This is a genomic window from Pseudomonas sp. ArH3a (assembly GCF_022648765.1).
Taxonomy (GTDB): domain Bacteria; phylum Pseudomonadota; class Gammaproteobacteria; order Pseudomonadales; family Pseudomonadaceae; genus Aquipseudomonas.
Genome location: NZ_CP080330.1, coordinates 4,154,457 through 4,179,154 on the forward strand (window position 1 = coordinate 4,154,457; position 24,698 = coordinate 4,179,154).

Below are 24,698 nucleotides of genomic sequence, written 5' to 3' on the forward strand. Positions count from 1 at the left end.
AGCCTGCGCCCACATTTGATTGCCTCAGTTCCAGAGGCCGATTTTTTCCAGTTCCTGCTTGAAGTTCTCACGGGTGATCAGCGTGACTTCGTCCATGGCGGTGTACTTCGGTGGTTCCTTGCCGGTGGTGACCCAGTCGAACATCATCTTCGCGGTGTTGTAGCCCTCAATGTGCGGGCTGGGCAGCATCGAGCCGAAGAAGCCGCTGTTGGCTTTCTTCAGTTCGCCGATGGCGTCGGTGCCATTGATGCCGATGCCGATCACATTGGCGGCGGCAAAACCGGCCGTTTCGGTAGCGCGTACGCCGCCCAGCACGGTGTTGTCGTTCATGCCGCCGATGATCAGGTTTTTCACGCCGCTGGGCAGCTTGACCAGTGCCGAGTTGGTGGCATCCATGCTGCCCGGCACGTCAAGGGTCTTGGCGGCGGTGAACACGATGTGGTCCTTGGGGAAGCCCGCGTCTTCGAGGGATTTGACCGAGCCATCGGTGCGCTTTTTACCGGTGTCGAGTTCATTGAAAGTGTTGATCACCGCATAGGTGTCCTTCCAGTCCCAGCCGCGTTTTTTCGCCTCGGCCGCCATCGCCGCGCCCTGCTTCTGGCCGACTTCGAAGGCGGCCATGCCCAGGTACGGCACGTCCTCCATGAAGTTGCCCTTGGCATCGACAAAACGGTCATCCACCGCAATCACTTTCAGGCCGTTGGCGCGGGCCTTGGCGACGATGGCCGGGCCCAGGGACACGTCCGGCGGGCAGATCACAAAGCCCTTGGCGCCGTTGGCCGCCAGGCTGTCGATGGCCGAGAGGGTTTTCTCGCCATCGGGCACGGCGATTTTGATCACGGTGAAGCCATGTTCCTTGCCGGCTTTTTCGGCAAAGGCCCATTCGGTCTGGAACCACGGCTCCTCCGCCTGCTTGACCAGAAAACCGATCTTCACTTCCTCGGCGGCCAGCAACAGGCCGCTCAGGCTCAGGGCCGACACCGCCGCAGCGGCGCAACATAGGGAACGGATACCACGACGACGATTCATACGGGTGACTCCTTGTTGTTGTTTTTGGGTCTTGGGTTTATCCGGCAAAGCGGTGACAGGGCGTGCCTGGCACATCGACCTCGATGGCCAGCACCGCGCCGTCCAGCGGGTGATCGAGTGGGCTGGCGGCGCTGGTGATGTAGAGGGTGGTGAGGTTGGGGCCACCGAATACGCAACTGGTGGGACGGCTGACGGGCAATTGGATAATCCGGTCCACGCCACCGTCCGGCGCCAGGCGCAGCAGGCAGCTGCCATCCCAGCGCGCGTTCCAGATATAACCTTGGCTGTCCATCGCCGAGCCGTCCGGCCCGCCACGTGAATGCGGACCGAACCATACCTGCGCCGGGTCGAGCTGGCCGCCCGCCTGGATCGAATGCCGGTAGAGCGTGCCATCCAGGCTGTCGCCAAAGTGCACTTGGCTACCGTCCTCGCTCCACAGCAAGGTATTGGGAATACCCAGGCCATGCAGCAGCGGCGTGACCTGCGCATCGGCATCAATGCGAAACAGGCCGCCGGAACGTCGGGTGATGGGCAGGTCTTCGCCGTGCTCGCCAATGTTGTTCTGCATGGTGCCCAGCCACAGGCGGCCCTGGGCATCGCAACGCGCTTCATTGCCACGGTTACCGGGTTGCGGGTCGGCCACGCACAGCAAGCTCAGGGCTTCGGTTTCCAGGTCCAGCCGATACACGCCGCTGCTCAGCGTGACCAACGCATCGCCACTTTCACAGGGAATGAAGGCCGAGACGTGCTCGGGCAGCTGCCAGATCTGCAAGTGTCCGCCCATCAGGCGCAGCGCCTGTTTGCCGGCGATATTCACCCAATACAGCGCCTGGGTCGGCACGTCCCAGAACGGGCCTTCGCCCAACTGCGCACGGTGCGCAGTAACTGCGGTACACGGCATAAAACCTCCTGGTGGTTACAGCGGGTCGCGAGATGGCGTGCCATCCACCAGCCGCTGGATACGCAACGGGTTGGCGTTTTTTAACGCGTCGGGCAGCAGACTATCAGGGTAATTCTGCAAGCACACCGGGCGCAGGAACCGGTCGATGGCCAAGGTGCCGACCGAGGTGCCACGGGCATCCGAGGTGGCCGGGTACGGGCCGCCATGCACCATCGAATCGCAGACTTCTACGCCGGTCGGGTAGCCGTTGAGCAGGATGCGCCCGACTTTCTGTTCCAGCAGTGGGGTGAGTTCGGCGAACTGCTGCAAGTCGTCGGGTTCGCCGATGATCGTGGCTGTCAGTTGCCCATGCAGGCCGTGCAAGGCGGCGCTGAGCTGGGCTTGGTCGGCCACCTCGACAAACACCGTGGTCGGGCCGAACACTTCTTCCTGCAGCACTTCATCGCCGTCGATCAGCAAAGCCACGTCGGCCTTAAACACCTGCGGCTGCGCCTGATTGACCGCCTGGGCATTGCCCGCCAAGTGCTGAATGCCAGGGTGCGCCAAGAGTTTCTCCAGGCCTTTGCCATAGCTGCTCAAGGTGCCGGCGTTGAGCATGGTTTGCGCCGGCTGATCAGCGATCAGTCGCGCAACCTGCTGGGTAAACGCGGTGAACGGCGCCGACGCAATGCCGATCACCACACCAGGGTTGGTGCAAAACTGGCCACAGCCTTGCACCACCGAGGCGGTCAGGTCGCGAGCCACCGTGTCCGCCCGCGCCTGCAAGGCCTGGGGCAACACGATGACCGGGTTGATGCTCGACATCTCGGCAAACACCGGGATCGGCTGCGGGCGTGCCGCCGCCATGTCGCACAAGGCGCGGCCGCCCTTGAGCGAGCCGGTAAAACCGACAGCCTGGATCGCCGGGTGCTTGACCAGCGCCTCACCGACGCCAGCGCCGAAGATCATATTGAACACGCCCGCCGGCATCTCGGTGGCCTCGGCCGCGCGAATGATCGCATCGGCGACCTGCTCAGCCGTGGCCATATGCCCGCTGTGGGCCTTGAACACCACCGGGCAACCTGCCGCGAGCGCCGCGGCGGTGTCGCCACCGGCGGTGGAAAACGCCAGGGGAAAGTTGCTCGCACCAAACACCGCCACCGGGCCCAGGCCAATGCGGTATTGGCGCAGGTCCGGGCGTGGCAGTGGCTGGCGGTCGGGCAAGGCCTGGTCGATGCGCGCGCCGTAGAAGTCACCGCGACGCAGCACCGTTGCGAACAGGCGCATCTGGCCGCTGGTGCGACCGCGTTCGCCTTTGATACGCGCGGCAGGCAGCGCGGTTTCGCGGCAAACCAGCGCGACGAAGTCATCCCCCAGCGCGTCCAGCTCATCGGCGACGGCATCCAGGAACTGCGCGCGGCGCGAAGCACTCAGCGCACGGTAGGCGGGGTAAGCCGCTGCGGCGGCCTTGGCGGCGGCGTCGACCTCCTCCGGTGTGGCCTGGTAGAACGTTTGGGCCAAGGCTTCGCCGCTGCTGGCATCAATGCTTTGCAGGGTCACGCGGCCTTTGGCACTGCGCTGGCCGCCGATGTAGTTGTGGCCGAGGAACTGGGGCATGGTGCTCTCCTTAAAGGGTGATGACATTGCCGGGCTCGAACGCAGCGCCGGCCTTGCCGACAGCGTTGACCAGCGGCGCGCCAAACTCGGCCTGGCTGATCTCGAACACATCGCCCGGTTGGGTACGTATACCGTCGGCGAATGACAGCGTGGCGGTGCCGAAGAAATGAATGTGCACGTCGCCCGGTGTCAGGAATTGACTGTATTTGAAGTGGTGATACTCAAGGTTTTCCAGGCTGTGGCACATATTCGCCTCGCCACTGAGGAATTCGTTCTGCCAGATCACCTGGCCGTCGCGCAGGATGCGGCTGGTGCCCGCCAGGTGCTGGGGCAACTCGCCCACGCGCAACTCAGGGCCATAGCTGCAACTGCGCAGTTTGGAGTGAGCCAGGTATAGGTAATTCTTGCGCTCCATCACGTGGTCGGAGAATTCGTTGCCCACGGCGAAGCCCAGGCGATAGGGTTTGCCGTCGTGGCCGATCACGTAGAGGCCGCCGATTTCCGGCTCTTCACCGGCGTCTTCGGCGAACGCCGGCACCGGGAAGGCCTGGCCCGGGCGTACCACGATGCTGCCGTTGCCCTTGTAGAACCACTCGGGTTGTACGCCCGCTTGGCCGGCCGGTGGTTTGCCGCCCTCCACGCCCCATTTGAAGATGCGCAGGGTGTCGGTCATCGCGCTGTCGTGCGCGCCGTGCTGGTGCATCTTGTCGCGCGCCGAGGCACTGCCCAGGTGAGTCAGGCCGGTGCCGCTGATCAGCATATGAGCCGGGTCCGGGTGATCGAGTGGCGGCAGGATTTTCAGGTCGGCCAGCAATTCGGCATAGTCGTAGCTGTCGCCCAGGCCCAGGCTGTCGACCTGTTGCTGCAACTTGACGCCCGCCTCGATGGCCGCCAGCGCCAACTCGCGCACGCTGCGCGCCGTGCGCACTTCTCTTAGCGTGCTGCCTTGCACCACGCCGACACGGCGTTCGCCGTTGCGTAACTCGAACTGAACTAAACGCATGCAGCTTCTCCTCGATTAAGTACGTGTAGCACCACGCGCGCTGGCGGCGAATTGGTCGGCGGGCAGCACGTGCTTGCGCTCCAGCACGCGGTAGACCACGCCGGTCAAGACCAGCCCGAACACCATCACCCCGGACAGGAAGTACAAGCCCGAAGCCAGGTTGCCGGTGGATTCCTTGAGCGCGCCAATCACAAATGGGCCGATGTAGCCGCCGAGGTTGCCCACCGAGTTGATCAGTGCAATCCCCGCCGCCGCACTGGCGCCGGCAAAGAAGCGCCCGGGCAAGGTCCAGAACACTGCCGTGCAGGAAAATAGCGCGAACGCCGCCAAGCACAGCGCGGCCATTTGCAGCACCGGCACACTCAACCAGGCACTGCAGAACAGGCCGATGGCACCGAGCACATAGAGCACGGCGAGATGGCCATAACGATCATTCAACCGGTCGGAACTGCGCGGGATGATCAGCAGCCCGATGATGCCGAAAATGTACGGCACTGCTGAGACGAAACCGGTGACCAGGTCACTGCCGCCGAACTGTTTGATCAGCGTCGGCAGCCATAGGCCGAGCCCATAAATGCTCAAGGTCACCGGCAGGTAGAACAGCGCCAGCAGCAACACGCGCTTGTCCTTGAGGGCATGCAGCGGGTTGCCGTGGCGAGTCTGGCCGTAGGCTTGCAGGTCTTTATTCAGCTCGCCGGTGAGCCAGGTTTTCTCGTCCTCGCTCATCCACTTGACCTGTTGGGGGCCGTCCGGCAGGAAGCGCAGCACGGGCCAGGTCAGCAGCAGCGCCGGGGTACCGATGACGATGAACAGCCACTGCCAGCCGTGCAGGCCGAGGATGCCGTCCATGCCCAATAAACCGCCGGACACGGGGCCTGTGATCATCATCGCAATGGGTTGGGAGAGGATGAACAGCCCAAGGATCTTGCCGCGATGGCGCACTGGGAACCACTGGGTGATGTAGTACAGCACGCCAGGGAAAAACCCCGCCTCCGCCGCGCCGAGCAGAAAGCGCATCACATAGAAGCTGTGCGGCCCCTGCACGAAGGCCATGCCAATGGTGATGGCGCCCCAGGTCAGCATGATGCGCGCAAACCAGCGCCGCGCGCCGAAGCGATCGAGCATCAGGTTGCTGGGGATCTCGAACAGGAAGTAGCCAATAAAGAACAGCCCTGCGCCCAAGCCGTACGCCGCGTCACCGATGCCGACATCGGCGCCCATATGCAGCTTGGCGAAACCTACCGCTGAGCGGTCCACGTAGGCGATCAGGTACAGCAGGATCAGGAAGGGAATCAGTTTCAGCGTGATGCGCCGAATCAGCCGCAGTTCCTGGCTCATGGGTCGATCTCCGATTGTTGTTTTTATAGAAGCTCGGAGGCCGCCTCCGGCCAAATTCAGCCAGGGTCATGCCTCAGTTGAAGCCGACTATATAGTATGACTATTTACAAAACAACACTTCCAAACCCTCGGTTTTACGCTTATGTTTAGGCGCATATAGAACATATAGTCATACAATAAGAGAGTCGATCATGCCTGATAAAAAGCCCGCCCTCCGCTCCGCCCAGTGGTTTGGCACCGCCGACAAGAACGGCTTCATGTACCGCAGCTGGATGAAGAACCAAGGCATCGCCGACCATCAGTTCCATGGCAAACCGATCATCGGCATTTGCAACACCTGGTCGGAGCTGACGCCGTGCAACGCGCATTTCCGTCAGATCGCCGAGCACGTCAAACGTGGGGTGATCGAGGCCGGTGGCTTCCCGGTGGAATTCCCGGTGTTCTCCAACGGCGAGTCCAACCTACGCCCCACCGCCATGCTCACCCGCAACCTGGCGAGCATGGACGTTGAGGAAGCGATTCGCGGCAACCCCATCGACGGTGTGGTGCTGCTCACCGGCTGCGACAAAACCACCCCGGCGCTGCTGATGGGCGCCGCCAGTTGCGACGTGCCGGCCATCGTCGTCACCGGCGGGCCGATGCTCAATGGCAAGCACAAAGGCCAGGACATCGGCTCGGGCACGGTGGTGTGGCAGCTCAGCGAACAGGTCAAGGCCGGCACCATTACCCTGGACGATTTCCTCGCGGCCGAAGGCGGCATGTCGCGCTCGGCGGGCACCTGCAACACCATGGGCACCGCCTCGACCATGGCCTGCATGGCCGAGGCGCTCGGCACTTCCCTGCCCCACAACGCGGCGATTCCGGCGGTGGATGCGCGCCGGTATGTGCTGGCGCATATGTCCGGCATGCGCGCGGTGGAAATGGTGCGCGAAGACTTGAAGCTGTCGAAGATCCTGACCAAAGAGGCGTTTGAAAACGCGATACGGGTGAACGCGGCCATCGGCGGCTCGACCAACGCGGTGATCCACTTGAAAGCCATCGCCGGGCGTATCGGCGTCGAACTCGACCTGGATGACTGGACGCGCATGGGACGCGGCGTGCCGACCATTGTCGACCTGCAGCCGTCAGGGCGCTTCCTGATGGAGGAGTTCTACTATGCCGGGGGCTTGCCTGCCGTGCTGCGCCGCTTGGGCGAGGCCAACCTGATCCCGCATCCGAATGCCCTGACCGTCAACGGCAAGTCCCTGGGCGAGAACACCAAGGACTCGCCGATCTACGGCCAGGACGAAGTGATCCGCACCCTTGACAACCCGATCCGCGCCGACGGCGGCATCTGCGTGCTGCGCGGCAACCTCGCACCGCTGGGCGCCGTGCTCAAGCCATCGGCCGCCAGCGCGCAACTGATGCAGCACCGTGGCCGTGCGGTGGTGTTCGAGAATTTCGACATGTACAAGGCGCGCATCAATGACCCGGAATTGGACGTGGATGCCAACTCGATCCTGGTCATGAAAAACTGCGGGCCCAAGGGTTACCCGGGCATGGCCGAAGTCGGCAACATGGGCTTGCCCGCCAAGCTGCTGGCCCAGGGCGTGACCGACATGGTGCGTATTTCCGATGCGCGCATGAGCGGCACGGCCTACGGCACGGTAGTGCTGCATGTGGCGCCGGAAGCCGCCGCCGGTGGGCCGTTGGCCACGGTGCAAGAAGGCGACTGGATCGAACTCGACTGCGCCAACGGCCGCCTGCACCTGGACATCCCCGACGCAGAGCTGGCGGCGCGCATGGCGGACTTGGCGCCACCGCAGAAGCTGATCGTCGGCGGCTACCGCCAGCTGTACATCGACCATGTGCTGCAGGCCGACCAAGGCTGCGACTTTGACTTTCTGGTGGGTTGCCGGGGGGCTGAAGTCCCCCGTCATTCCCACTAATTGGGATGCTATGATGCCGCCTATTTAGCCAGAGCCTCCCGTTCGTTATGGATCACCAGCCGCCCAAGCCACGCAAGAGCATGCATGCCCAGATCGTTCAGGACTTGGGCATGCACATCGTTTCCGGTCGCTTCAAGCCCGAAGAACGCCTGCCCATGGAAGCCACGCTGTGCGAGGAGTACAAGGTCAGCCGCTCGGTGTTGCGTGAGGCGACGCGGGTGCTCAGCGCCAAGGGCCTGGTGTATTCCAAACCACGGGTAGGCGCCGTGGTGCGGCCGCGCTTGAAATGGCATTTGCTCGACCCGGACGTGCTGTCCTGGCTGATGCAGACCACGCCCCACAGTGAGTTCTTCAACACCCTGGCCGGCGTGCGGCGCATTCTCGAACCGGAAATCGCCGCCATGGCCGCGACCACCGCCACCGACGAAGACATCGCCACCATCGAAAAAGCCTACCTGGGCATGGAAACCGCCAAGACCCACGACGCCCTGCTGCAGGCCGACCTGGACTTTCACCGCGCCATCGCCGATGCCACCCGCAACGACTTGCTCGCCTACATGTGCAACATGCTCTCACTGCCGTTGCGCGAGTCGATCAACATCACCAACCGCCGCCCCGACATCCAGGGCCTGAGCCTGCCGCGCCACAAGGCGATCCTCACCGCGATCCAGAACCGCGACGCCCTCGGCGCCCGGCACGCCTCGCTGGTGCAGCTGGATGACACGCGTGTGGCGCTCGACACAGTGATGAATGTGCTGACGCCGCTGTAAATCCAGCGTCTACGCTCAGGGGGCAGTTCGAGGAACCGGCCATGTGCGCACGACGCTCGCAGTACTGCGGTGCTCATGACTTCATGGTGCCTTCCACGCCTGTCGCCCTGCTGCCGCTTGAAAATGACCTGGTGCACGCCGACCGTGCCTCTGTCTTGCTGAATCATGTCGATAAAAAACCCGGACCATGTCCGGGTTTTTTCACCCTAGAGTTTTATCAACTGCCCAACTGCCCACGGGTGTCCGCGTCGAAACGCTGGCGGGCCTGATCAGCCGCCGGTTTGAGCAACGCGAGCAGCGCCGCCTCACCGTACAACTGAGTGACCGCCAGTTCCTTGGGGGTCGGCTCAATCGGGATCAGCACCTCTTCGCCGTCGGCGTGCAGCCAGATGGCCACAACGTGCAGTGCCGAGATGAATAACACACGCAGCTCCACGGTTTTACCCTGCAATTGCGGCGACTGTTCCGCCAGTTTCAGCGCATCCACCGTCGCCGCTGCCAACGTCCCGTGGTTAAGCGAAGCGAACTCGACATGCCCGCGTACGTCGGCCAATTGCGCGTCGGCAATCGTCGCTCCATCGGCAAATACCAAGTAATGCCAATCGCCGATCTCGGCGTCTTTCAGGCCTTTACCCAGACTCAAGTTCTCCAGGCTGAGCGAGTAGCCACGATAGCCTTCGCTCAGCCTGATTTGGCCCGGCACAGCGGCCGCGAATTGGCGATTGATGCCAAAGCCCTGGGTTTGCAGCGCAGCTTGCAGCGCTGGACGCAGTACCTGTACGCCGTTGGAGGGCGCCTTTGGATAAGTCAGTTGCATGATGTAGCCCTCCTTAGTTTTTTACGGTGAAGTAAGTGTTGGTCCAATTGCCGCCGCCGTTGTACGAACCGGGGAACGAGTTCAATGCGCGAGTCGAATAGCCGTAGATCGAATCTGCGATCAACAGGTAGTTGCCGTTGGTGCCATAGATCACCAGAAAGTGCGCACCGCCACCGTACCAGGCGCAACGCAAACCGATGGGTCGGCCCCTGTTGAGCTGGTTTTGGATGGCGGGCATCTGCAGCGAGCCTTGAGTCATGCCGTTGTAGCTGCGCGTGATTCGCAAGGCGGAATCCAGATAGCCGTAGACGTTGCACGGTCCCGGCTGATTGCAGCAGTTGCGGTCCAGCGCGTTGCTGGCGACACCGCACTGGGTCCAGGACCCGGTGCCGTAGTAGTTACCGACCGAGGCGGAAACAGCCGCCCAGCACCAGTTGGTCTGGGTTTGTTTCTGCATGCTGAAATTCAGGCTGGCGGCCGCCATTACTTTAGGCTGATGAGCCGCTTCGACTTCGACCAGTTGCGGGTCGAGCAAATGGCCGATCAGGCAGTTGGGCTGTGGGTCGCCGGTGAACCGGGTTGTTTCAGGGGTTAACATTTTTCAATCCTCCATGAATGAAAACACGCGTCCAGCGTGTATGGATGCAGCGGTGTTACTGAGCGATCGACGTTCCGAGGTGCGCCTATTCGAGGGCGCGTTCCGATCTGGCTCGAGGTAACCCTAGGCGCGAATATGCATTAACGCAAACATTTAAATGCATATGCGCATATTTGATCTTCCTCAAAAGTGACAGTTTCTAAAAGTCGACGCATTGCCTGAAGGCTCGATCTATCCCATTTGCCGGATTTTTTGCAGTGTCAAAATCAACGAAGTCTTCGTTTCGGAATTTCCAAGCTACCCGCCACGCCTAGACGTGAGCGTTTGAAACATAGCCATACGCAACTGAAACGATTCAGGCCCAACGCGAACCTTTCTCCGCAAACGGGCGTCCGAGCTTAAGCACTGTTGCTTATCGCCCGCCGCGAGGTCCTCGTTTGAAAGCCGCCATCATCAAAAAATACCGACTGATCATCAAGACCATGGGCTATGTGGGCTGGGCTTTGTTCTGGCTGCTGTTGTGGGATGTGGCCGTCACGGTGGACTTCATGCTGTTTCTGACCACCAAGATCAATTTGCCGCTGATGCCGCTGACGCTGCTGGGCTCGGCGCTGGTGGTGCTGATCAGTTTTCGCAACAGCAGCGCCTATAACCGCTGGTGGGAAGCCCGCACGCTGTGGGGCGCGATGGTGAACAACTCGCGCAGCTTTGCCCGCCAGGTGCTGACCTTGCTGGATGACCCGGACGGCGAGGTCAACCCGGTCAAAGCTACGCTGCTGCGCCGCCATGTGGCCTATGTGAATTGCCTGGCGGCGCACCTCAGGGGTAATGCTTGCCCGGAGGAAGTGCGCGCGTTTATCCCCGCTGAGGAGTTCGCGCGCAACGGCGCGACCAACAACTTTGCCAATGACATCCTCACCGGCTCGGCGGCTTTGTTGGCCCGCGAATACAAGGCCGGGCACCTGGACAGCATTCGCCTGGCGCGGCTGGAGTCGACGCTGGTGGACCTGTCCAACGCCCAGGGCGGCATGGAACGTATCGCCAACACGCCGCTGCCCTACCCTTACGTGTATTTCCCACGGCTGTTCATTTCGCTGTTCTGCCTGATCGTGCCGGTGGGCCTGGTGGAATCTTTGGGCTGGTTCACCCCGCTGGCGTCGACGGTGGTCGGCTTTATGCTGCTGGCCATCGAGCGTATCGGCACCGACCTGCAAAGCCCGTTTCACTCCAGCGAGCACCAGATCCAGATGGAAAGCATCTGCGAAACCATCGAGAAAAACCTGCAGTCGATGCAGCGTGATGCGCTGGGTGGCGAGCGTATCGGTTGATAACCTATCATTTTTACCAGTACACCTGACGCACCGTTTTCGCTAGCCTGTACCCCATCAGATCCCAAGGAGGTACAGAACATGCAGGTACGCGAAGGCTATGCCGAATTCCGTGGCTATCGGACGTGGTTCCGGGTCACCGGCGACTTGAATTCAGGGCGCCTGCCCTTGATCGTCGCTCACGGCGGCCCGGGCTGCACCCATGATTACGTCGACAGTTTCAAAGACCTGGCCGCCACTGGCCGCGCGGTGGTGCACTACGACCAAGTCGGCAATGGCCGCTCAACGCATTTGCCCGGCGTTTCCCCCGACTTCTGGACCGTGGCGCTGTTCCTGGCGGAGCTGGACAACCTGATCGAACACCTTGAGATCAGCGACTACGCGCTGCTGGGCCAGTCTTGGGGCGGCATGCTCGGCGCCGAGCACGCGGTGCGCCAACCCGCCGGTTTGAAAGCATTGATCATTGCCAACTCGCCAGCCTCCATGGCGTTGTGGAGCGAAGCGGCGGATGAGCTGCGCCAGGCGCTGCCACGCGAGGTGCAGGCGACGTTGCTACGCCATGAAACCGCAGGCACCACTGACAGCGCCGAGTACCACGCCGCGGCGGAGGTGTTTTACGCGCGCCATGTGTGCCGTGTCCAGCCGGTGCCCGCCGAAGTTGAGCGCACCAATGTCGCCATTGAGGAAGACCCTACCGTCTACCACGCGATGAATGGGCCGACTGAGTTCCATGTGATCGGCAGCATGCGCCACTGGAGCATCATTGATCGGCTGCCGCGTATCCTGGTGCCGACGCTGTTGATTTCCGGGCGGTTTGATGAGGCCACACCTGCGACCGTGCAGCCGTTTGCCGATGGCATCAGCGACGTGCGCTGGCAGATTTTCGAGCAATCGAGCCATATGCCGCATGTTGAAGAGCGTGAGGCGTGTATGGCGTGTGTGGATGGGTTTCTCGCGCCCTTGGGGTGAAGACCAAGCCCTGTGTGACAAGCAGGCTTGCCCTGCGTTGGGCTGGGAAGCGGCCCCAATAAATACACCGCGGTCTGCCAGCCAGAGCGCGGTGTTTGGTTTTAGGGCTGGCGTATCTTTGGGTAGATTGAGTACATATCCGTTGCTGCGGTAACGGCTGATAGGGGTTCCGCCCTTACGGCGGGTCACTTTTGAAAGAGCCCAAAAGTAACCAAAAGGCTCTTGCCCCACCACTCGGCACCTCGCCTAGGCTCGGTGTGCCCTCACGCAGGCTTTGGACCGTGGGCCGCCGCCATGGGCCATCCTTGGCCCATCGCGGCTAAACCGGCGTCCTGCCGGTTTACCCACGCTCCAAAGCCTGCGTTCGGCCAGCGTGGTTTTACGGGGCGCCTCAGATCAAGATCAAGATCAAGATCAAAAGCAAGAGCACGGCGGCCTAGTAGCCGACCTGAGTGGTTGAAGCAAAAGCAGGGCAACAGCACAGCAGAACACTCTCTGTCTGATGTACCGAGATCTAAATGTGGGAGCGGGCTTGCTCGCGAAGGCGGTGGGTCAGTCAGCTTATTTGTAACTGAACCACCGCATTCGCGAGCAAGTCGAATCGTCGCACCGCCGCTCCCACAATTTGACCGAGTTCGGCTGCCAGCACTGCAGTGCTCTTGCTTTTGATCTTAGGCGCCACGTAAAACCACGCTGGCCGAACGCAGGCACACCGAGCCTAATCGCCACAGTTAGCCCGTTCACCACAATGGCGCTAAACCTCACCCCATCATCCCCAAGCCTGTAAAAGACTATTACCAGGCGCAATGTACTAACTAGTTACTTATCTTGCTAAAATCGCGTCTTTGCCCACTCACCTTCGAGTTCTGTCGATATGAAACGAGCATCGCGCGCCGCTGGCGCCTCTAGATTTCTCCTGCTGGGACTGGGCATTGTCATTGCCCTGCTCGGCGTGGCCATGGCCGTTGGCGGCGCCAAACTGGTCAGCCTGGGCGGTTCCTGGTACTTCTTGATCGGCGGCGTGGCCATGGCGGTTTCTGGTCTGTTGATCGCGCGGGGTAAACCGACTGGCGCGTGGTTGTTCGCGGCCTTCCTGGTGGGCACGGCCGTGTGGGCGGTGGCGGATGTCGGCCTGGTGTTCTGGCCACTGTTCTCGCGGCTGTTCATGTTTGCGGTGATCGGTGTGGTGGTGGCGCTGGTGTACCCGCTGCTGGCCGGCAGGCCTGCACGTGGTGCTTACGGCATCGCGGCCGTGATGGCCGTTGGCGTGGCGGTAGCGGCGGGCAATATGTTCGTCGCGCACCCAAGCGTAGCGCCAACCGGCAAAGGCCCCGGCATCACGCCGGTGGCGGCGGCCGATGCGCAGAAAGACTGGGCGCACTACGGCAATACCGAAGGCGGCAGCCGTTTTGCGGCGCTGGACCAGATCAACCGCGACACCGTCAACAAGCTCAAAGTGGCGTGGACCTACCACACCGGCGACGTGGCCATCAGCGACGGCAACGGTGCCGAAGACCAACTGACACCCCTGCAAATCGGCAACAAGGTGTTCATCTGCACGCCGCACAACAACCTGATCGCACTGGATGCCGACACCGGCAAAGAGCTGTGGAAGAACGAAGTTAACGCCACGTCGGCGGTGTGGCAGCGTTGCCGGGGCATGGCGTATTTCGACGCCACCGCGCCGATTGCTCAACCGACCCAGCCGAACAGCTCGCCAATTATCGCGGCCAGCGTACCCGCCGGTGCGCAGTGCCAGCGTCGCTTGCTGACCAACACCATTGATGCGCGCCTGATCGCAGTGGACGCCGACACCGGCAAGTTCTGCGAAGACTTCGGCACCCACGGCCAAGTGGATTTGAAAGCCGGCCTGGGCAATGTGCCGGACAGCTACTACCAACTGTCTTCGGCACCGCTGATCGCCGGCACCACCGTGGTGGTGGGCGGGCGTGTGGCGGATAACGTGCAGACCGACATGCCCGGCGGCGTGATCCGTGGTTTCGACGTGATCAGTGGGCAAATGCGCTGGGCCTTCGACCCGGGCAACCCCGAGGACAAGAGAGCCCCGGCCGCCGGCAGCACCTACGTGCGCAGCACCCCGAACAGTTGGGCGCCGATGTCGTATGACCCGTTGATGAACACGGTTTTCCTGCCGATGGGCAGCTCGTCCACTGACATCTATGGCGTGGAACGTACCCAACTCAACCACAAATACGGCGCCTCGGTGCTGGCGCTGGACGCCTCCACCGGTGCAGAAAAGTGGGTGTACCAGACCGTCCACAATGACCTCTGGGACTTCGACCTGCCGATGCAGCCGAGCCTGATCGACTTCACTCCACCGGGCAGCGACAAACCTGTACCGGCGGTGGTGATCGGCACCAAGGCCGGGCAGATCTATGTGCTCGACCGCGCCACCGGCAAGCCGCTGACCGACGTCAAGGAAGTGCCGGTCAAGGCCGCCAACATCCTTAACGAGCCCTACTCGCTGACCCAGCCTAAATCGGTGGGCATGCCGCAAATCGGCGCGCAAACCCTGAGCGAATCGGACATGTGGGGCGCCACGCCGTACGACCAACTGCTGTGCCGCATTGATTTCAAAGGCATGCGCTACGAAGGTCTGTACACCGCGCCAGGCACCGATAAATCGCTGAGCTTCCCGGGCTCCCTGGGCGGCATGAACTGGGGCAGTATTTCCACTGACCCGGTGCACGGTTTTATCTTCGTCAACGACATGCGCCTGGGCCTGTGGATCCAGATGGTGCCGTCCCAGAACAAGGCCCAGACCTCGACCGGTGGCGAAGCGCTGAACACTGGCATGGGCGCCGTGCCGCTCAAAGGCACACCGTATGCGGTGAACAAAAACCGCTTCCTGTCGGTCGCCGGCATTCCGTGCCAGGCGCCACCGTTCGGCACCCTGACGGCCATTGACATGAAGACCCAGCAGATCGCCTGGCAAGTGCCGGTCGGCACCGTTGAAGACACCGGCCCCTTGGGCATCCGCATGCACCTGCCAATCAAGGTCGGCCTGCCAACCCTGGGCGGCACGCTGTCGACACAGGGCGGCCTGATCTTTATCGCCGGCACCCAGGACTTCTACCTGCGCGCCTTCAACAGCGGCAACGGTGATGAAGTCTGGAAGGCCCGCCTGCCAGTGGGCAGCCAAGGTGGCCCGATGACCTACGTGTCGCCGAAAACCGGCAAGCAATACATCGTTATCACCGCCGGCGGCGCGCGCCAGTCCACCGACCGTGGCGACTACGTGATCGCCTACGCACTGCCGGAATAACCCTGTGTTCGCGCGGTGCCCCCGCACCGCGCTTCTGTTTGGAAACCACGCATGAACCCCACTTCTCATCTGCCCTTTGGCGGCCTGGTGCTGGGCCTGGCCTTTGCGGCCGCCCTGCCCGTTCAAGCCGACGACACCACCCTGACCGGCGACTGGGGCGGCCTGCGCCGTGAACTCGACGAGCAAGGCATCCGCTTCACCGGCGACTACAGCGGCGAGACCGCCTACAACGCCGACGGCGGCCAGCACCGCTCGGCGCGCTACTCGCAAAACATCAAGCTTGGCGTGCAGTTCGACTTGGGCAAGCTCTACGGCCTGAACAATGGCGACCGCATCCAGCTGACCATCAACGACCGGCGTGGCAGCAGTGCCTCCGAAGACTTGGTGGGCAACCGCCTGCCGATCCAGGAAAACTACGGCGGTCTCTACACACGGCTCACCGAGCTGAGCTACGAGCGCACGCTGTTTACCCCCGCGCTGAACGTCAAGCTCGGCTACATGGCAATGGGCAATGACCTCGGTGGCCTCGACAGCGGCATCCTGTGCAACTTCATGAACGCCGGTTTCTGCGGCCACCCGCTGAACATGTCCGGCGGCAGCGGCTGGGCCAACTACCCGAACGCGCACCTCGGCGCGCGAGTGAAATACGACTTTTCACCGTCCTGGCAACTGCGCGTGGCGGCGTTCAATGTCGACCCGTCGAGCAACGGCAACGCCAGCCGCGCCTGGCACCTGGAGCCCAAACACACCACCGGTACCGTGGTGCCCATCGAGCTGGTGTACAAGCACGCGGGCACTCTGCCGGGTGAATACAAGCTGGGGTATTACTACGACAGCTCCAACGTGAAACGCATCGGCAGCAACAAGGAGGTCAGCGGCCGTGGCGGTCACTACCTGCTGATTGATCAGGCGGTGTGGGCGTCCAGTTCGTCTGCCGGGCGCGTGCTGCATGCTTTCGGCCAATACTCGGCCGCCAGTGAGGCCGCCTCGCCGTTCAGCAAGTGGTATGGCGCGGGCGTGGTGCTGTACAAGCCGTTTGAAGGTCGCCCACGCGATACCGTCGCCTTGGGTTATGGCCGCGCGGTGCCGAACCCGCGCAGTCGCGACGTGCAGGAACTGGCAGCGTTCAACGCGGGGGCGGACTACCCCAACCTGAACAATGCCGAGCAACTGATCGAACTCAGCTACGGCTACCAGGCCACGCCATGGCTGACCCTGCGCCCGGATGTGCAATACATCATTGAGCCGGGGGCGTTTTCCGGGGTGGATATCGATAATGCATGGGTATTGGGCTTACAAGTGAAAGCCGCTTTCTGACGGGATGACGGCCTAGGTGCGAGCGACAGCAGCTTCTCGCGCCTAGGTCACCGTGGTTTTGTCACCATTCACCGAATCAAATGCTATGCCGACTACCCCAGCTCTTTCGAAGCGACGTTTTACTTCTTCACTGACGATGATTGCGCCTAGATAGTGCTTAAGCCTGAAAATATCTCGGCGAGCTACTTTTACCGGGTCAATAACGAGCCTGGTAAAGCCGCGATAATCCCCCGCCAAGTCCGGCCTCACCGGATCATCTACGGTATACCGCTGATATTCCGAGCGCTGTTCATCGACGCATTCAACCTGCGTCTCGATGATCATCACGAAATAGTCCTGTTCAACGCGCGTGTTCGCGATTTGCACCGGCTCAAGTACGAGGTGGTGATAAGGCTCATCCACCTCCGGCAAGCCCACTAATGCATCACGCGCTCTTCTGCTCAATACCGGGACACTGCCATAACCCGCCAAAGCGTAATCAACCTCAGCGCCTTCAAACCTGACGTCGAGGGTGTAACTGCCTGGCTCCATGTAATTAACTGGCGGATCTCTGAAGTGCCAGTTATTAACGTGCCGTATGTCCCCAAGTACCCATTTTTCCGGTACTGCGTGATCCGGTCTGAGTAAGTAATACCGCATGTCATTCATCCTTTCCCCCGCGCCAGCCGACAGTATGAAGCACCTGAGTCATGTGGGAGCCGCGTTTGCTCGCGATGGCGGTGGGTCTGCCAGCGAATGCACGACTGATACACCGCCATCGCAGCATAGGTATCTACACATCTTTTTATGGGTTGAGTTCTTTGGTTGTCGCGGGGGGGTGCTGGGTGCATATCCGTTATTTGGGTAACGGCTGCTATGGGTTCCGCCCTTACGGCGGGTCACTTTTGGAAAAGAGCCCCAAAAGTAACCAAAAGGGCTCTTGCCCCACCACTCGGCACCTCGCTTAGGCTCGGTGTGCCCTCACTCCGGCTTTGGACCGTGGGCCGCCGCCATGGGCCATCCTTGACCCATCGCGGCTAAACCGGCGTCCTGCCGGTTTACCCACGCTCCAAAGCCTGCGTTCGGCCAGCGTGGTTAACGGGGCGCCTAAGATCAAGATCAAAAGCAAAAGCACGGCGGCCTAGTAGCCGACCTGAGTGGTTAAATCAAAAGCACTGCCGAGGCGGCCTGACAGCCGACCTGATATTTGAAACTGAACTCAATCTAATGTGGGAGCTGGCTTGCCTGCGATGACATCAACTGGCTATGCCTGATACACCGAGGTGTCTGCATCGCAGGCAAGCCAGCTCCCACAGAAAAGCAGAGCATTGCAGTGCTGGCAGCTAAACTCGGTCAAAATTGTGGGAGCGGGCTTGCTCGCTCCCACATTGGGATCTCAGTACATCAGACAGAGAGTGTACTGCCGTGCTTTTGCTTCTACCACTCAGGTCGGCTACTAGGCCGCCGTGCTCTTGCTTTTGGTCTGCTTTTGATCTTGATCTGAGGCGCCCCGTTAAACCACGATGGCCGAACGCAGGCTTGAATCCGTGGGTAACCCGGCAGGACGCCGGGTTAGCCGCGATGGGCCAAGGATGGCCCATGGCGGCGGCCCACGGATTCAAGCCGGAGTGAGGGCATGCCGAGCCTAGGCGAGGCACCGAGTGGTGGGGCAAGAGCCCTTTTGGTTACTTTTGGGGCTCTTTTCCAAAAGTGACCCGCCGTAAGGGCGGAACCATACGAAGCCGTTACCGCAGCAACGGATATGCACTCATAGCTACCTAAAAACCCGTCATCGGCCTAGCACGACACAAGAAGTTGCGTAGATACCTATGCCCATCGCAGGCAAGCCCGCTCCCACCGTTGACCTACAGTGTTCCGATGTTACTTAGACACGGGCATCGCAAACTCCGCGCCCTGCTCAATACTCTCCGACCAACGCTGCATGATCGACTTCTGCTTGGTGTAGAAGCGCACGCCTTCAGTGCCGTAGGCATGCATGTCACCAAACAAGCTCTTCTTCCAGCCACCAAAACCGTGCCAGGCCATCGGTACCGGGATCGGCACGTTGATGCCGACCATGCCCACTTCGATACGCCGTGCAAACTCGCGGGCAATATTACCGTCGCGGGTAAAACAGCTGACGCCGTTGCCGAATTCGTGGTCGTTGACCAGCTTGATCGCCTCGGCAAAGTCATCCACGCGCACGCAGGCCAGCACCGGGCCGAAGATTTCTTCGCGGTAGATGCTCATGTCTTTCGTCACGTGATCGAACAAGGTAGCGCCGAGCCAGAAGCCGTTTTCCAGGCCCGGTTCGGTGGGCACGTAGTCACGCCCATCGAGCAGCAATTGCGCGCCGGCTTGCACGCCTTGTTCGATGTAGCCGCTGATGCGCTCCAGTGCCGCGCGCGAAACGATCGGGCCCATCTCGGCCTTTAAATCGCGGCCGTCGGTGATGCGCAGTAGCTTGGCGCGCTCGGTCAGGGCAGCGATGACTTTGTCGCCCACATCGCCCACCAGCACCGCCACCGAGATCGCCATGCAGCGCTCGCCGGCACTGCCGTAAGCCGCGCCCATCAGCGCATCGACGGTTTTTTCGATGTCCGCATCGGGCATCACCACCATGTGGTTTTTCGCGCCGCCCAGGCCTTGCACACGCTTGCCGTTGCGGGCGCCGGTTTCATAGATGTATTGCGCAATCGGCGTAGAGCCGACAAAGCTCACGGCCTTGACGTCCGGGTGTTCGATCAGTGCATCCACCGCTTCCTTGTCGCCCTGCACCACGTTGAACACGCCTTTGGGCAAGCCGGCTTCGCGCAGCAGCTCGGCCATGAACAGCGAGGCGCTCGGGTCCGTCGGGCTTGGCTTGAGGATGAAGGTGTTGCCCGCGGCGATGGCGATCGGGTACATCCACATCGGCACCATCACCGGGAAGTTGAACGGCGTCACGCCGGCAACCACACCCAGTGGCTGGCGCATCGTCCAGTTGTCCATGCCCCGCGAAACCTGGTCGGAATGTTCGCCCTTGAGCAGGTTCGGAATGCCGCACGCGAATTCGAGAATGTCGATGCCCCGGTCGACTTCGCCCTGGGCGTCGGTGAACACCTTGCCGTGTTCGGCGACGATGATGCGCGCCAGGTCGTCCTTGCGTTCGCGCAACAGGTGCAGGTACTCGAACAGCACACGGGCACGGCGGATCGGCGGCGTGTCGGCCCAGCCGGCAAACGCGGCTTGGGCGGCGGCGACGGCTTCGCCCACGGTCTGGCGGCTGGCCAACGCGACACGGCCGGTCACCTCGCCAGTGGCCGGGTTGTAGACGTCCTGATAGCGATCATCGCGGGAAACGCGCTGGTCGTTGATGTAGTGCTCGAGGGTGATGCTCATGGCAGTTGATCCCAGGTCGGTAACGTTGGAGCCCACGATAGGCTTTCGGTTTGTTCCAAACCAGAGCAGAATCCAGAACTTATTGTCCTTATAAGCGAACAATAGAATCATGGAAAAGGCTGAGATCGAGGGGCTCTGGACGCATATTCACTGGCTGTCAGTGCTGGAGGAGCAAGGCACCTACACCGCCGCCGCCGCGCGCCTGGGCGTGAGCAAATCCGCGGTCAGCCAGCGTATCTCGGACCTGGAAAAGGCCACAGGTACACGGCTGGTCACCCGTACCACACGTAGCGTGCGGCTGACCGATGCGGGGCAGTCATTGACCCGCGAAGTGCGTAGCGCCTATGAACACATCGCCCGCAGCTTCTCCTCGGTGCGCGACTCTGCCGGGGAGATTCGCGGCCTGGTCCGCCTCACCGCACCGGTAGCGTTTGCCCGACAACAATTGGTGCCGCACCTGTCCGAATTCTTGCAGCGCTATCCCCAGGTGCGCATCCAGCTGGACGTGTCGGACGCCCTGAGTTCGCTGGCCGCCGAAGGCTACGACCTGGCGGTGCGACACGGCTTCCAGGTGCCGGAAACCCATGTGGCGTGGAAACTGTGCGACACCGGCTCGGTGCTGGTCGCCACGCGGGCCTACCTGCAACAGCACGGCGAGCCGCGTGAACCCAGCGATCTCAGCACGCATAACTGCCTGTACTACCCACGGGGCACCGACCAGCCGGCGTGGACCTTCGAACGCGGCGGCAAAAAAGTCGAGCGCATCACCGTGCCCATCGCCGGCAGCTTTTCCACCAACAACAGCGAAGCCCTGCGTGACTCGGCGCTCAACCACCTGGGCATCGCCCTGCTCCCGGATTTCAGCGCGCATGCCGCGCTGGCCAGTGGCACGTTGGTGCAGGTGCTCAAGGGCTGGACGCTCAAAGGCGCGTTTGCCGATGAGATTTACTTGATTCGGCCGTACTCCCCGCATGTGCCGAAGTCAGTGACTGCGTTGGTGGGGTTTCTCAAGGACAAGCTATCCGGTGGTTTTCGCTTCGTGGGCAATTGAAGTCTGCACCCAGCATGGTCATCGTTTCTCCACACAACCTCACGGGAAACTCCATCGAGAGTCGATAACCTGATCAGCCCTACGTTCAAAGGCGATCGACATGTTGGCCCTCAACCCACGCGTACTGCTCATGGTCCTGTTGTTGCCCGCAGGGCTCTGGGCTCAAGACGTTGGCGCCGCCCGTCTGAAGAACGATATCCCGCCGCGTCTGCAATGGACGGCGAACTTCGGTTACTGCGGTGAAGCGGCCTTCGTCAGCGCCGGGCTCTACTACGGCCAGTACGTTTCCCAATACGACGCCCGGGCCATTGCCAGCCCGGGTATTGACCAGTCCAAAGCGGGGAGCCAGTTGCTGGTGGGTGTGAACGATGGCGCCGCCGCCGCCCGGATGCATTTGCAGGCGGTGCAGTGGAACAGTGTCAACACGCCGGACGCCAACGCCTTCCTGACGTGGTTAAAGGGCAATGTGCTGGCCGGTTACCCGGTGATCATCGGTGTGTATGAAAACATGCACGCGTTCCAAGGCTCCACTGAGGCCGAGGCCGGCGACGCGCAGTACGACCATATCGTGCCGGTGAACGGTATCTCGTCGAAATACCCGCTGACGTTACCGCCGCACGCTTACCCCGACGATGTGCTGGCCCTGAGCGACAACGGCCTCTGGTCACCCGACGGCGCCCCGGCGTATCGGTATCACTTCTCGTTCGACCGCTTCCAGGCCAATCGTCAGGAGGCCAACGCGCCGTCACAGGCGCTGTATTCCCTGCCGCGCAACAGGCAGTTCGGCGTGGCAGTGACCGGCATCATCGATCACGACGGCCAGACGCTGCCGGTGCGGCTGTGGACCGAGGTGATCGACGAGCAACCGCCGATGGCGCAACACGCCAATACCCGGCCCCCGTCTGCCGCGTTGGCATTGACCGTGACGGTCTCCGGGTTGAAGCCGAGCGTGCCCTACACCCTGTATCGCTACGACACCTTCGCCGCCGTCCCGGACGCCGCCTTTAACGCCAACGCTTCCCAGGCGGCGCAACAGTGGAAGGTCAAGATCAAGACGGGCTCGACGTATACGTTGAAAGAGACCATTCGTTCGGACCAGGTCGCGGTGTATCGGGCGGTACCAGACACGGCGCCTTAACCCCTCACCGAGTTAAGCGGAACCGTTCCCAACCACCCGCCGCTGTTAGAGTTACATATAGCCAGCGGCAATAATCTACATAACGAACCTAGCGACTTATTGATTAAGTTTTTACTGGCAAGGGCCACGAACAACGGCTTATTGACGCGCGGAAAAAGTCCATACAACTAATTGTAAACACTGAATAAACACCGCCTGGCTGCGCCTCCTAAAACGCCAGTTTCAAACACATCCCTTCGCAAACTTGCAAAACAACCACAACCGGCTAAGTTCATGAATACCGTGAAAGCCATCAGCCATTACGTATACAACCCGCCCTTCAGGCCAGGGGTTCTATTGCTCTAAAAACAGCGCTTAACAGTGACACGGAACTTAAGTCTTAACTCTCAAAAGGGATGCTTTGATGAAGCGCAGCCGGTGGTATCGTGCGTTTTCGAAAAAGGGGCCAGCCGCGCATTTTTGGCTGTCGTTGATGGGCTTTTCTGTGCTGGTGATTGCCAGCTTCCTGTTGTTTGAACAACAGATCCAAGCGTTCCTGACTCACCTCAACCTGTACCAACCCTCGACACCTGCCCAAGCATTCAACCTGGCACTGCTGCTGATCGCCCTGCTCGCCCTCGACGTGGTGCTGCCGGTGCCGTCGAGCATGGTCGCGCTGCTGGCGGTGGCCGTACTCGGCAGCCTCGGGGGTTACCTGGTGATTTTCATCGGGCTGTGCCTGGGCGCCGGGTTGGGTTATGCGCTGGGGGCCGGTTATTTTCGGTTGCTGTCCGGCCGCCTTGGGCTGCATCAGCGCCAGCCTGGGCAGTTGGCGTATCGGCTGGGTACGTTGTCGTTGATCTGCCTGCGCGGTGTGCCGGTGTTGGCGGAAACGTCGGTAGTGGCCGCCGGGATGCAGCGTTATCCGCTGCGCGCGTTTTTGCTGATTACCACGTTGGCGAATGCGGGGCTGGCGCTGGCCTACACCGCCATTGGCACGTTGCTGATCGAGCAGCACGCGCTGCTGGTCACCCTCCTCGCCAGCATGGTGTTGCCGCTGGCGTTTGTGGCCGGTTACAGCCTGTTCAAGCGCAAGCCCAGTGTGGATCAGCCCCTGCGCGGGCGGTTCGAGGTCCGTTACGACTACCCGGTGATCTTCACCGACCACCTGTTCGACCCGCTCAACCCGTGCCTGCATCAGCAACTCACTCACCCACACAACGGGCCGGTGAAGGTGATGGTGTTTGCCGATGAGCAACTGCTGCACAGCGCGCCTCAGTTGTTGGCACAGATCGACGCCTACTTCGCCGCCCATGCCGACCTGCACGTGCACGCCGCGCCCATCGCCGTGCCGGCCGGTGAGCTGAGCAAAAACGCGCAAGTGCTGGAGCAGCTCTACACCGACATGCTGCAACACGGCCTGGACCGGCACTGCTACGTGCTGGCCCTAGGCGGCGGCGCGGTGCTGGATGCGGTGGGCTACGCCTGCGCCACCTTCCACCGCGGCATTCGCCTGATCCGAATTCCCAGCACCGTGCTGGCCCAGAACGACGCCGGCATTGGCGTAAAAAACGGCATCAATGCCTTCGGCCAGAAAAACCTGCTGGGCGCCTTCTACCCCGCCACGGCGGTGATCAATGACTTCCAGTTGCTCACCAGCCTGACCCGCCGCGACCAGATCGCCGGGCTGGCCGAGGCGGTCAAGGTGGCGCTGATCAAGGACCAGGCATTTTTCGAGTGGATGGAGCAGCACGCCGACGCCCTCGCCCGCTTCGATCACCCCGCCAGCCGCTACGCGATTCGCCGCTGCGCCGAGCTGCACCTGGCGCACATCACCGGTGCCGGCGACCCGTTCGAACGCGGTAACGGTCGGCCGCTGGATTACGGGCACTGGGCCGCGCACAAACTGGAAAACCTCAGCCACCACCGGCTGCGCCATGGCGAAGCGGTCGCGGTGGGCATGGCGTTGGATGGGTTGTATGCCAATGCATTGGGGCTGCTCGGCGATACCGACACTGAGCGGGTGATGAACCTGTTGTGCACGTTGGGCTTCAACCTGTGCCCGCCGGAGCTGAGTTTGATCGATGCACAGGGCCGCTCGCCGCTGCTGCTAGGCCTGGAGGAGTTCCGCCAGCACTTGGGTGGGCAACTGTCGATCCCGATGCTCAACCGCATCGGCCAGTCGGTGGACCTGCATGAAATCGACAGCGCGAAGATGCAGGCGGCGCTGCAACGGCTGGCGTCGCGCAGTGTTGCGCCGCTGCCACTGGGTGAGGGTTACGCACAATGA

Annotated in this window: 18 protein-coding genes; 9 read left to right on the forward strand and 9 right to left on the reverse strand. The window is 61.7% G+C overall.

Annotated elements, in window-relative coordinates; genetic code table 11:
• Window positions 1-24: 24 nt before the first annotated feature.
• From K0P33_RS18895 to K0P33_RS18915, 5 genes are read right to left on the reverse strand one after another with little or no spacing between them, the layout of a single operon-like run.
• Complete coding sequence (locus K0P33_RS18895; protein WP_242150474.1) at window positions 25-1,029, reverse strand: substrate-binding domain-containing protein; 1,005 nt, start codon at window positions 1,027-1,029, stop codon at window positions 25-27.
• Between the two features lie 37 nt (window positions 1,030-1,066).
• On the reverse strand, window positions 1,067-1,930 hold the full coding sequence (locus tag K0P33_RS18900) for an SMP-30/gluconolactonase/LRE family protein (protein ID WP_242150477.1): 864 nt from the start codon (window positions 1,928-1,930) through the stop codon (window positions 1,067-1,069).
• Between the two features lie 15 nt (window positions 1,931-1,945).
• Window positions 1,946-3,526 carry an aldehyde dehydrogenase (NADP(+)) gene (locus K0P33_RS18905; protein WP_242150480.1) on the reverse strand — a complete coding sequence of 527 codons (1,581 nt, stop codon included), beginning with the start codon at window positions 3,524-3,526 and terminating at the stop codon, window positions 1,946-1,948.
• A 10-nt stretch (window positions 3,527-3,536) separates the two neighbouring features.
• The gene (araD1, locus tag K0P33_RS18910) at window positions 3,537-4,529 is read right to left on the reverse strand and encodes an AraD1 family protein (RefSeq protein ID WP_242150482.1); all 993 of its coding nucleotides are present in this window, start codon (window positions 4,527-4,529) and stop codon (window positions 3,537-3,539) included.
• A 15-nt stretch (window positions 4,530-4,544) separates the two neighbouring features.
• Window positions 4,545-5,867, reverse strand: a complete 1,323-nt coding sequence (locus tag K0P33_RS18915) for an MFS transporter (protein ID WP_094952625.1) — start codon at window positions 5,865-5,867, stop codon at window positions 4,545-4,547.
• A gap of 191 nt (window positions 5,868-6,058) precedes the next feature.
• Here K0P33_RS18915 and K0P33_RS18920 point away from each other — a divergent pair, with 191 nt between their 5' ends.
• Both K0P33_RS18920 and K0P33_RS18925 read left to right on the forward strand, forming a co-directional pair.
• The gene (locus K0P33_RS18920; protein WP_242150485.1) at window positions 6,059-7,795 is read left to right on the forward strand and encodes an IlvD/Edd family dehydratase; all 1,737 of its coding nucleotides are present in this window, start codon (window positions 6,059-6,061) and stop codon (window positions 7,793-7,795) included.
• Between the two features lie 47 nt (window positions 7,796-7,842).
• Window positions 7,843-8,565: a FadR/GntR family transcriptional regulator gene (locus tag K0P33_RS18925; protein WP_094952623.1), complete on the forward strand. Its 723-nt coding sequence runs from the start codon at window positions 7,843-7,845 to the stop codon at window positions 8,563-8,565.
• 217 nt (window positions 8,566-8,782) lie between these two features.
• Here the strand turns inward: K0P33_RS18925 and K0P33_RS18930 are convergent, their stop codons facing one another.
• Window positions 8,783-9,382 carry a hypothetical protein gene (locus K0P33_RS18930; protein ID WP_242150488.1) on the reverse strand — a complete coding sequence of 200 codons (600 nt, stop codon included), beginning with the start codon at window positions 9,380-9,382 and terminating at the stop codon, window positions 8,783-8,785.
• A 13-nt stretch (window positions 9,383-9,395) separates the two neighbouring features.
• Window positions 9,396-9,980 carry a papain-like cysteine protease family protein gene (locus tag K0P33_RS18935; RefSeq protein WP_094952621.1) on the reverse strand — a complete coding sequence of 195 codons (585 nt, stop codon included), beginning with the start codon at window positions 9,978-9,980 and terminating at the stop codon, window positions 9,396-9,398.
• A gap of 437 nt (window positions 9,981-10,417) precedes the next feature.
• Between K0P33_RS18935 and K0P33_RS18940 the strand changes: the two genes are divergently transcribed.
• The 4 genes from K0P33_RS18940 (at window position 10,418) to K0P33_RS18955 (ending at window position 16,880) form a co-directional block, all read left to right on the forward strand.
• On the forward strand, window positions 10,418-11,308 hold the full coding sequence (locus K0P33_RS18940; RefSeq protein ID WP_242150491.1) for a bestrophin family ion channel: 891 nt from the start codon (window positions 10,418-10,420) through the stop codon (window positions 11,306-11,308).
• A gap of 81 nt (window positions 11,309-11,389) precedes the next feature.
• On the forward strand, window positions 11,390-12,277 hold the full coding sequence (locus K0P33_RS18945) for a proline iminopeptidase-family hydrolase (protein ID WP_094952619.1): 888 nt from the start codon (window positions 11,390-11,392) through the stop codon (window positions 12,275-12,277).
• A gap of 874 nt (window positions 12,278-13,151) precedes the next feature.
• The gene (locus tag K0P33_RS18950) at window positions 13,152-15,563 is read left to right on the forward strand and encodes a glucose/quinate/shikimate family membrane-bound PQQ-dependent dehydrogenase (RefSeq protein WP_242150494.1); all 2,412 of its coding nucleotides are present in this window, start codon (window positions 13,152-13,154) and stop codon (window positions 15,561-15,563) included.
• A gap of 51 nt (window positions 15,564-15,614) precedes the next feature.
• Complete coding sequence (locus K0P33_RS18955; protein WP_242150497.1) at window positions 15,615-16,880, forward strand: carbohydrate porin; 1,266 nt, start codon at window positions 15,615-15,617, stop codon at window positions 16,878-16,880.
• 42 nt (window positions 16,881-16,922) lie between these two features.
• On the opposite strand, the gene K0P33_RS18960 is transcribed toward K0P33_RS18955, so the two are convergent.
• Together K0P33_RS18960 and K0P33_RS18965 are read right to left on the reverse strand one after the other, a co-directional pair.
• Window positions 16,923-17,519 carry a DUF1629 domain-containing protein gene (locus tag K0P33_RS18960; protein ID WP_242150500.1) on the reverse strand — a complete coding sequence of 199 codons (597 nt, stop codon included), beginning with the start codon at window positions 17,517-17,519 and terminating at the stop codon, window positions 16,923-16,925.
• Between the two features lie 1,221 nt (window positions 17,520-18,740).
• Window positions 18,741-20,240, reverse strand: coding sequence for a CoA-acylating methylmalonate-semialdehyde dehydrogenase (locus K0P33_RS18965; RefSeq protein WP_242150502.1), 1,500 nt, complete (start codon window positions 20,238-20,240; stop codon window positions 18,741-18,743).
• A gap of 109 nt (window positions 20,241-20,349) precedes the next feature.
• Here K0P33_RS18965 and K0P33_RS18970 point away from each other — a divergent pair, with 109 nt between their 5' ends.
• The 3 genes from K0P33_RS18970 (at window position 20,350) to K0P33_RS18980 (ending at window position 24,698) form a co-directional block, all read left to right on the forward strand.
• Window positions 20,350-21,291, forward strand: a complete 942-nt coding sequence (locus K0P33_RS18970; RefSeq protein WP_094951860.1) for a LysR family transcriptional regulator — start codon at window positions 20,350-20,352, stop codon at window positions 21,289-21,291.
• A gap of 100 nt (window positions 21,292-21,391) precedes the next feature.
• On the forward strand, window positions 21,392-22,429 hold the full coding sequence (locus K0P33_RS18975) for a hypothetical protein (RefSeq protein WP_242150506.1): 1,038 nt from the start codon (window positions 21,392-21,394) through the stop codon (window positions 22,427-22,429).
• 403 nt (window positions 22,430-22,832) lie between these two features.
• Entirely contained in the window at window positions 22,833-24,698 is a 1,866-nt protein-coding gene (locus tag K0P33_RS18980; RefSeq protein ID WP_094951858.1) for a 3-dehydroquinate synthase, read from the forward strand.

What these genes read in the sequence shown, in the direction of transcription:
- K0P33_RS18895 (WP_242150474.1), bottom strand. Translation starts at nt 1,029, where the DNA reads ATGAATCGTCGTCGTGGTATCCGTTCCCTATGTTGCGCCGCTGCGGCG.
- K0P33_RS18900 (WP_242150477.1), bottom strand. Translation starts at nt 1,930, where the DNA reads ATGCCGTGTACCGCAGTTACTGCGCACCGTGCGCAGTTGGGCGAAGGC.
- K0P33_RS18905 (WP_242150480.1), bottom strand. Translation starts at nt 3,526, where the DNA reads ATGCCCCAGTTCCTCGGCCACAACTACATCGGCGGCCAGCGCAGTGCC.
- araD1 (WP_242150482.1), bottom strand. Translation starts at nt 4,529, where the DNA reads ATGCGTTTAGTTCAGTTCGAGTTACGCAACGGCGAACGCCGTGTCGGC.
- K0P33_RS18915 (WP_094952625.1), bottom strand. Translation starts at nt 5,867, where the DNA reads ATGAGCCAGGAACTGCGGCTGATTCGGCGCATCACGCTGAAACTGATT.
- K0P33_RS18920 (WP_242150485.1), top strand. Translation starts at nt 6,059, where the DNA reads ATGCCTGATAAAAAGCCCGCCCTCCGCTCCGCCCAGTGGTTTGGCACC.
- K0P33_RS18925 (WP_094952623.1), top strand. Translation starts at nt 7,843, where the DNA reads ATGGATCACCAGCCGCCCAAGCCACGCAAGAGCATGCATGCCCAGATC.
- K0P33_RS18930 (WP_242150488.1), bottom strand. Translation starts at nt 9,382, where the DNA reads ATGCAACTGACTTATCCAAAGGCGCCCTCCAACGGCGTACAGGTACTG.
- K0P33_RS18935 (WP_094952621.1), bottom strand. Translation starts at nt 9,980, where the DNA reads ATGTTAACCCCTGAAACAACCCGGTTCACCGGCGACCCACAGCCCAAC.
- K0P33_RS18945 (WP_094952619.1), top strand. Translation starts at nt 11,390, where the DNA reads ATGCAGGTACGCGAAGGCTATGCCGAATTCCGTGGCTATCGGACGTGG.
- K0P33_RS18950 (WP_242150494.1), top strand. Translation starts at nt 13,152, where the DNA reads ATGAAACGAGCATCGCGCGCCGCTGGCGCCTCTAGATTTCTCCTGCTG.
- K0P33_RS18955 (WP_242150497.1), top strand. Translation starts at nt 15,615, where the DNA reads ATGAACCCCACTTCTCATCTGCCCTTTGGCGGCCTGGTGCTGGGCCTG.
- K0P33_RS18960 (WP_242150500.1), bottom strand. Translation starts at nt 17,519, where the DNA reads ATGCGGTATTACTTACTCAGACCGGATCACGCAGTACCGGAAAAATGG.
- K0P33_RS18965 (WP_242150502.1), bottom strand. Translation starts at nt 20,240, where the DNA reads ATGAGCATCACCCTCGAGCACTACATCAACGACCAGCGCGTTTCCCGC.
- K0P33_RS18970 (WP_094951860.1), top strand. Translation starts at nt 20,350, where the DNA reads ATGGAAAAGGCTGAGATCGAGGGGCTCTGGACGCATATTCACTGGCTG.
- K0P33_RS18975 (WP_242150506.1), top strand. Translation starts at nt 21,392, where the DNA reads ATGTTGGCCCTCAACCCACGCGTACTGCTCATGGTCCTGTTGTTGCCC.
- K0P33_RS18980 (WP_094951858.1), top strand. Translation starts at nt 22,833, where the DNA reads ATGAAGCGCAGCCGGTGGTATCGTGCGTTTTCGAAAAAGGGGCCAGCC.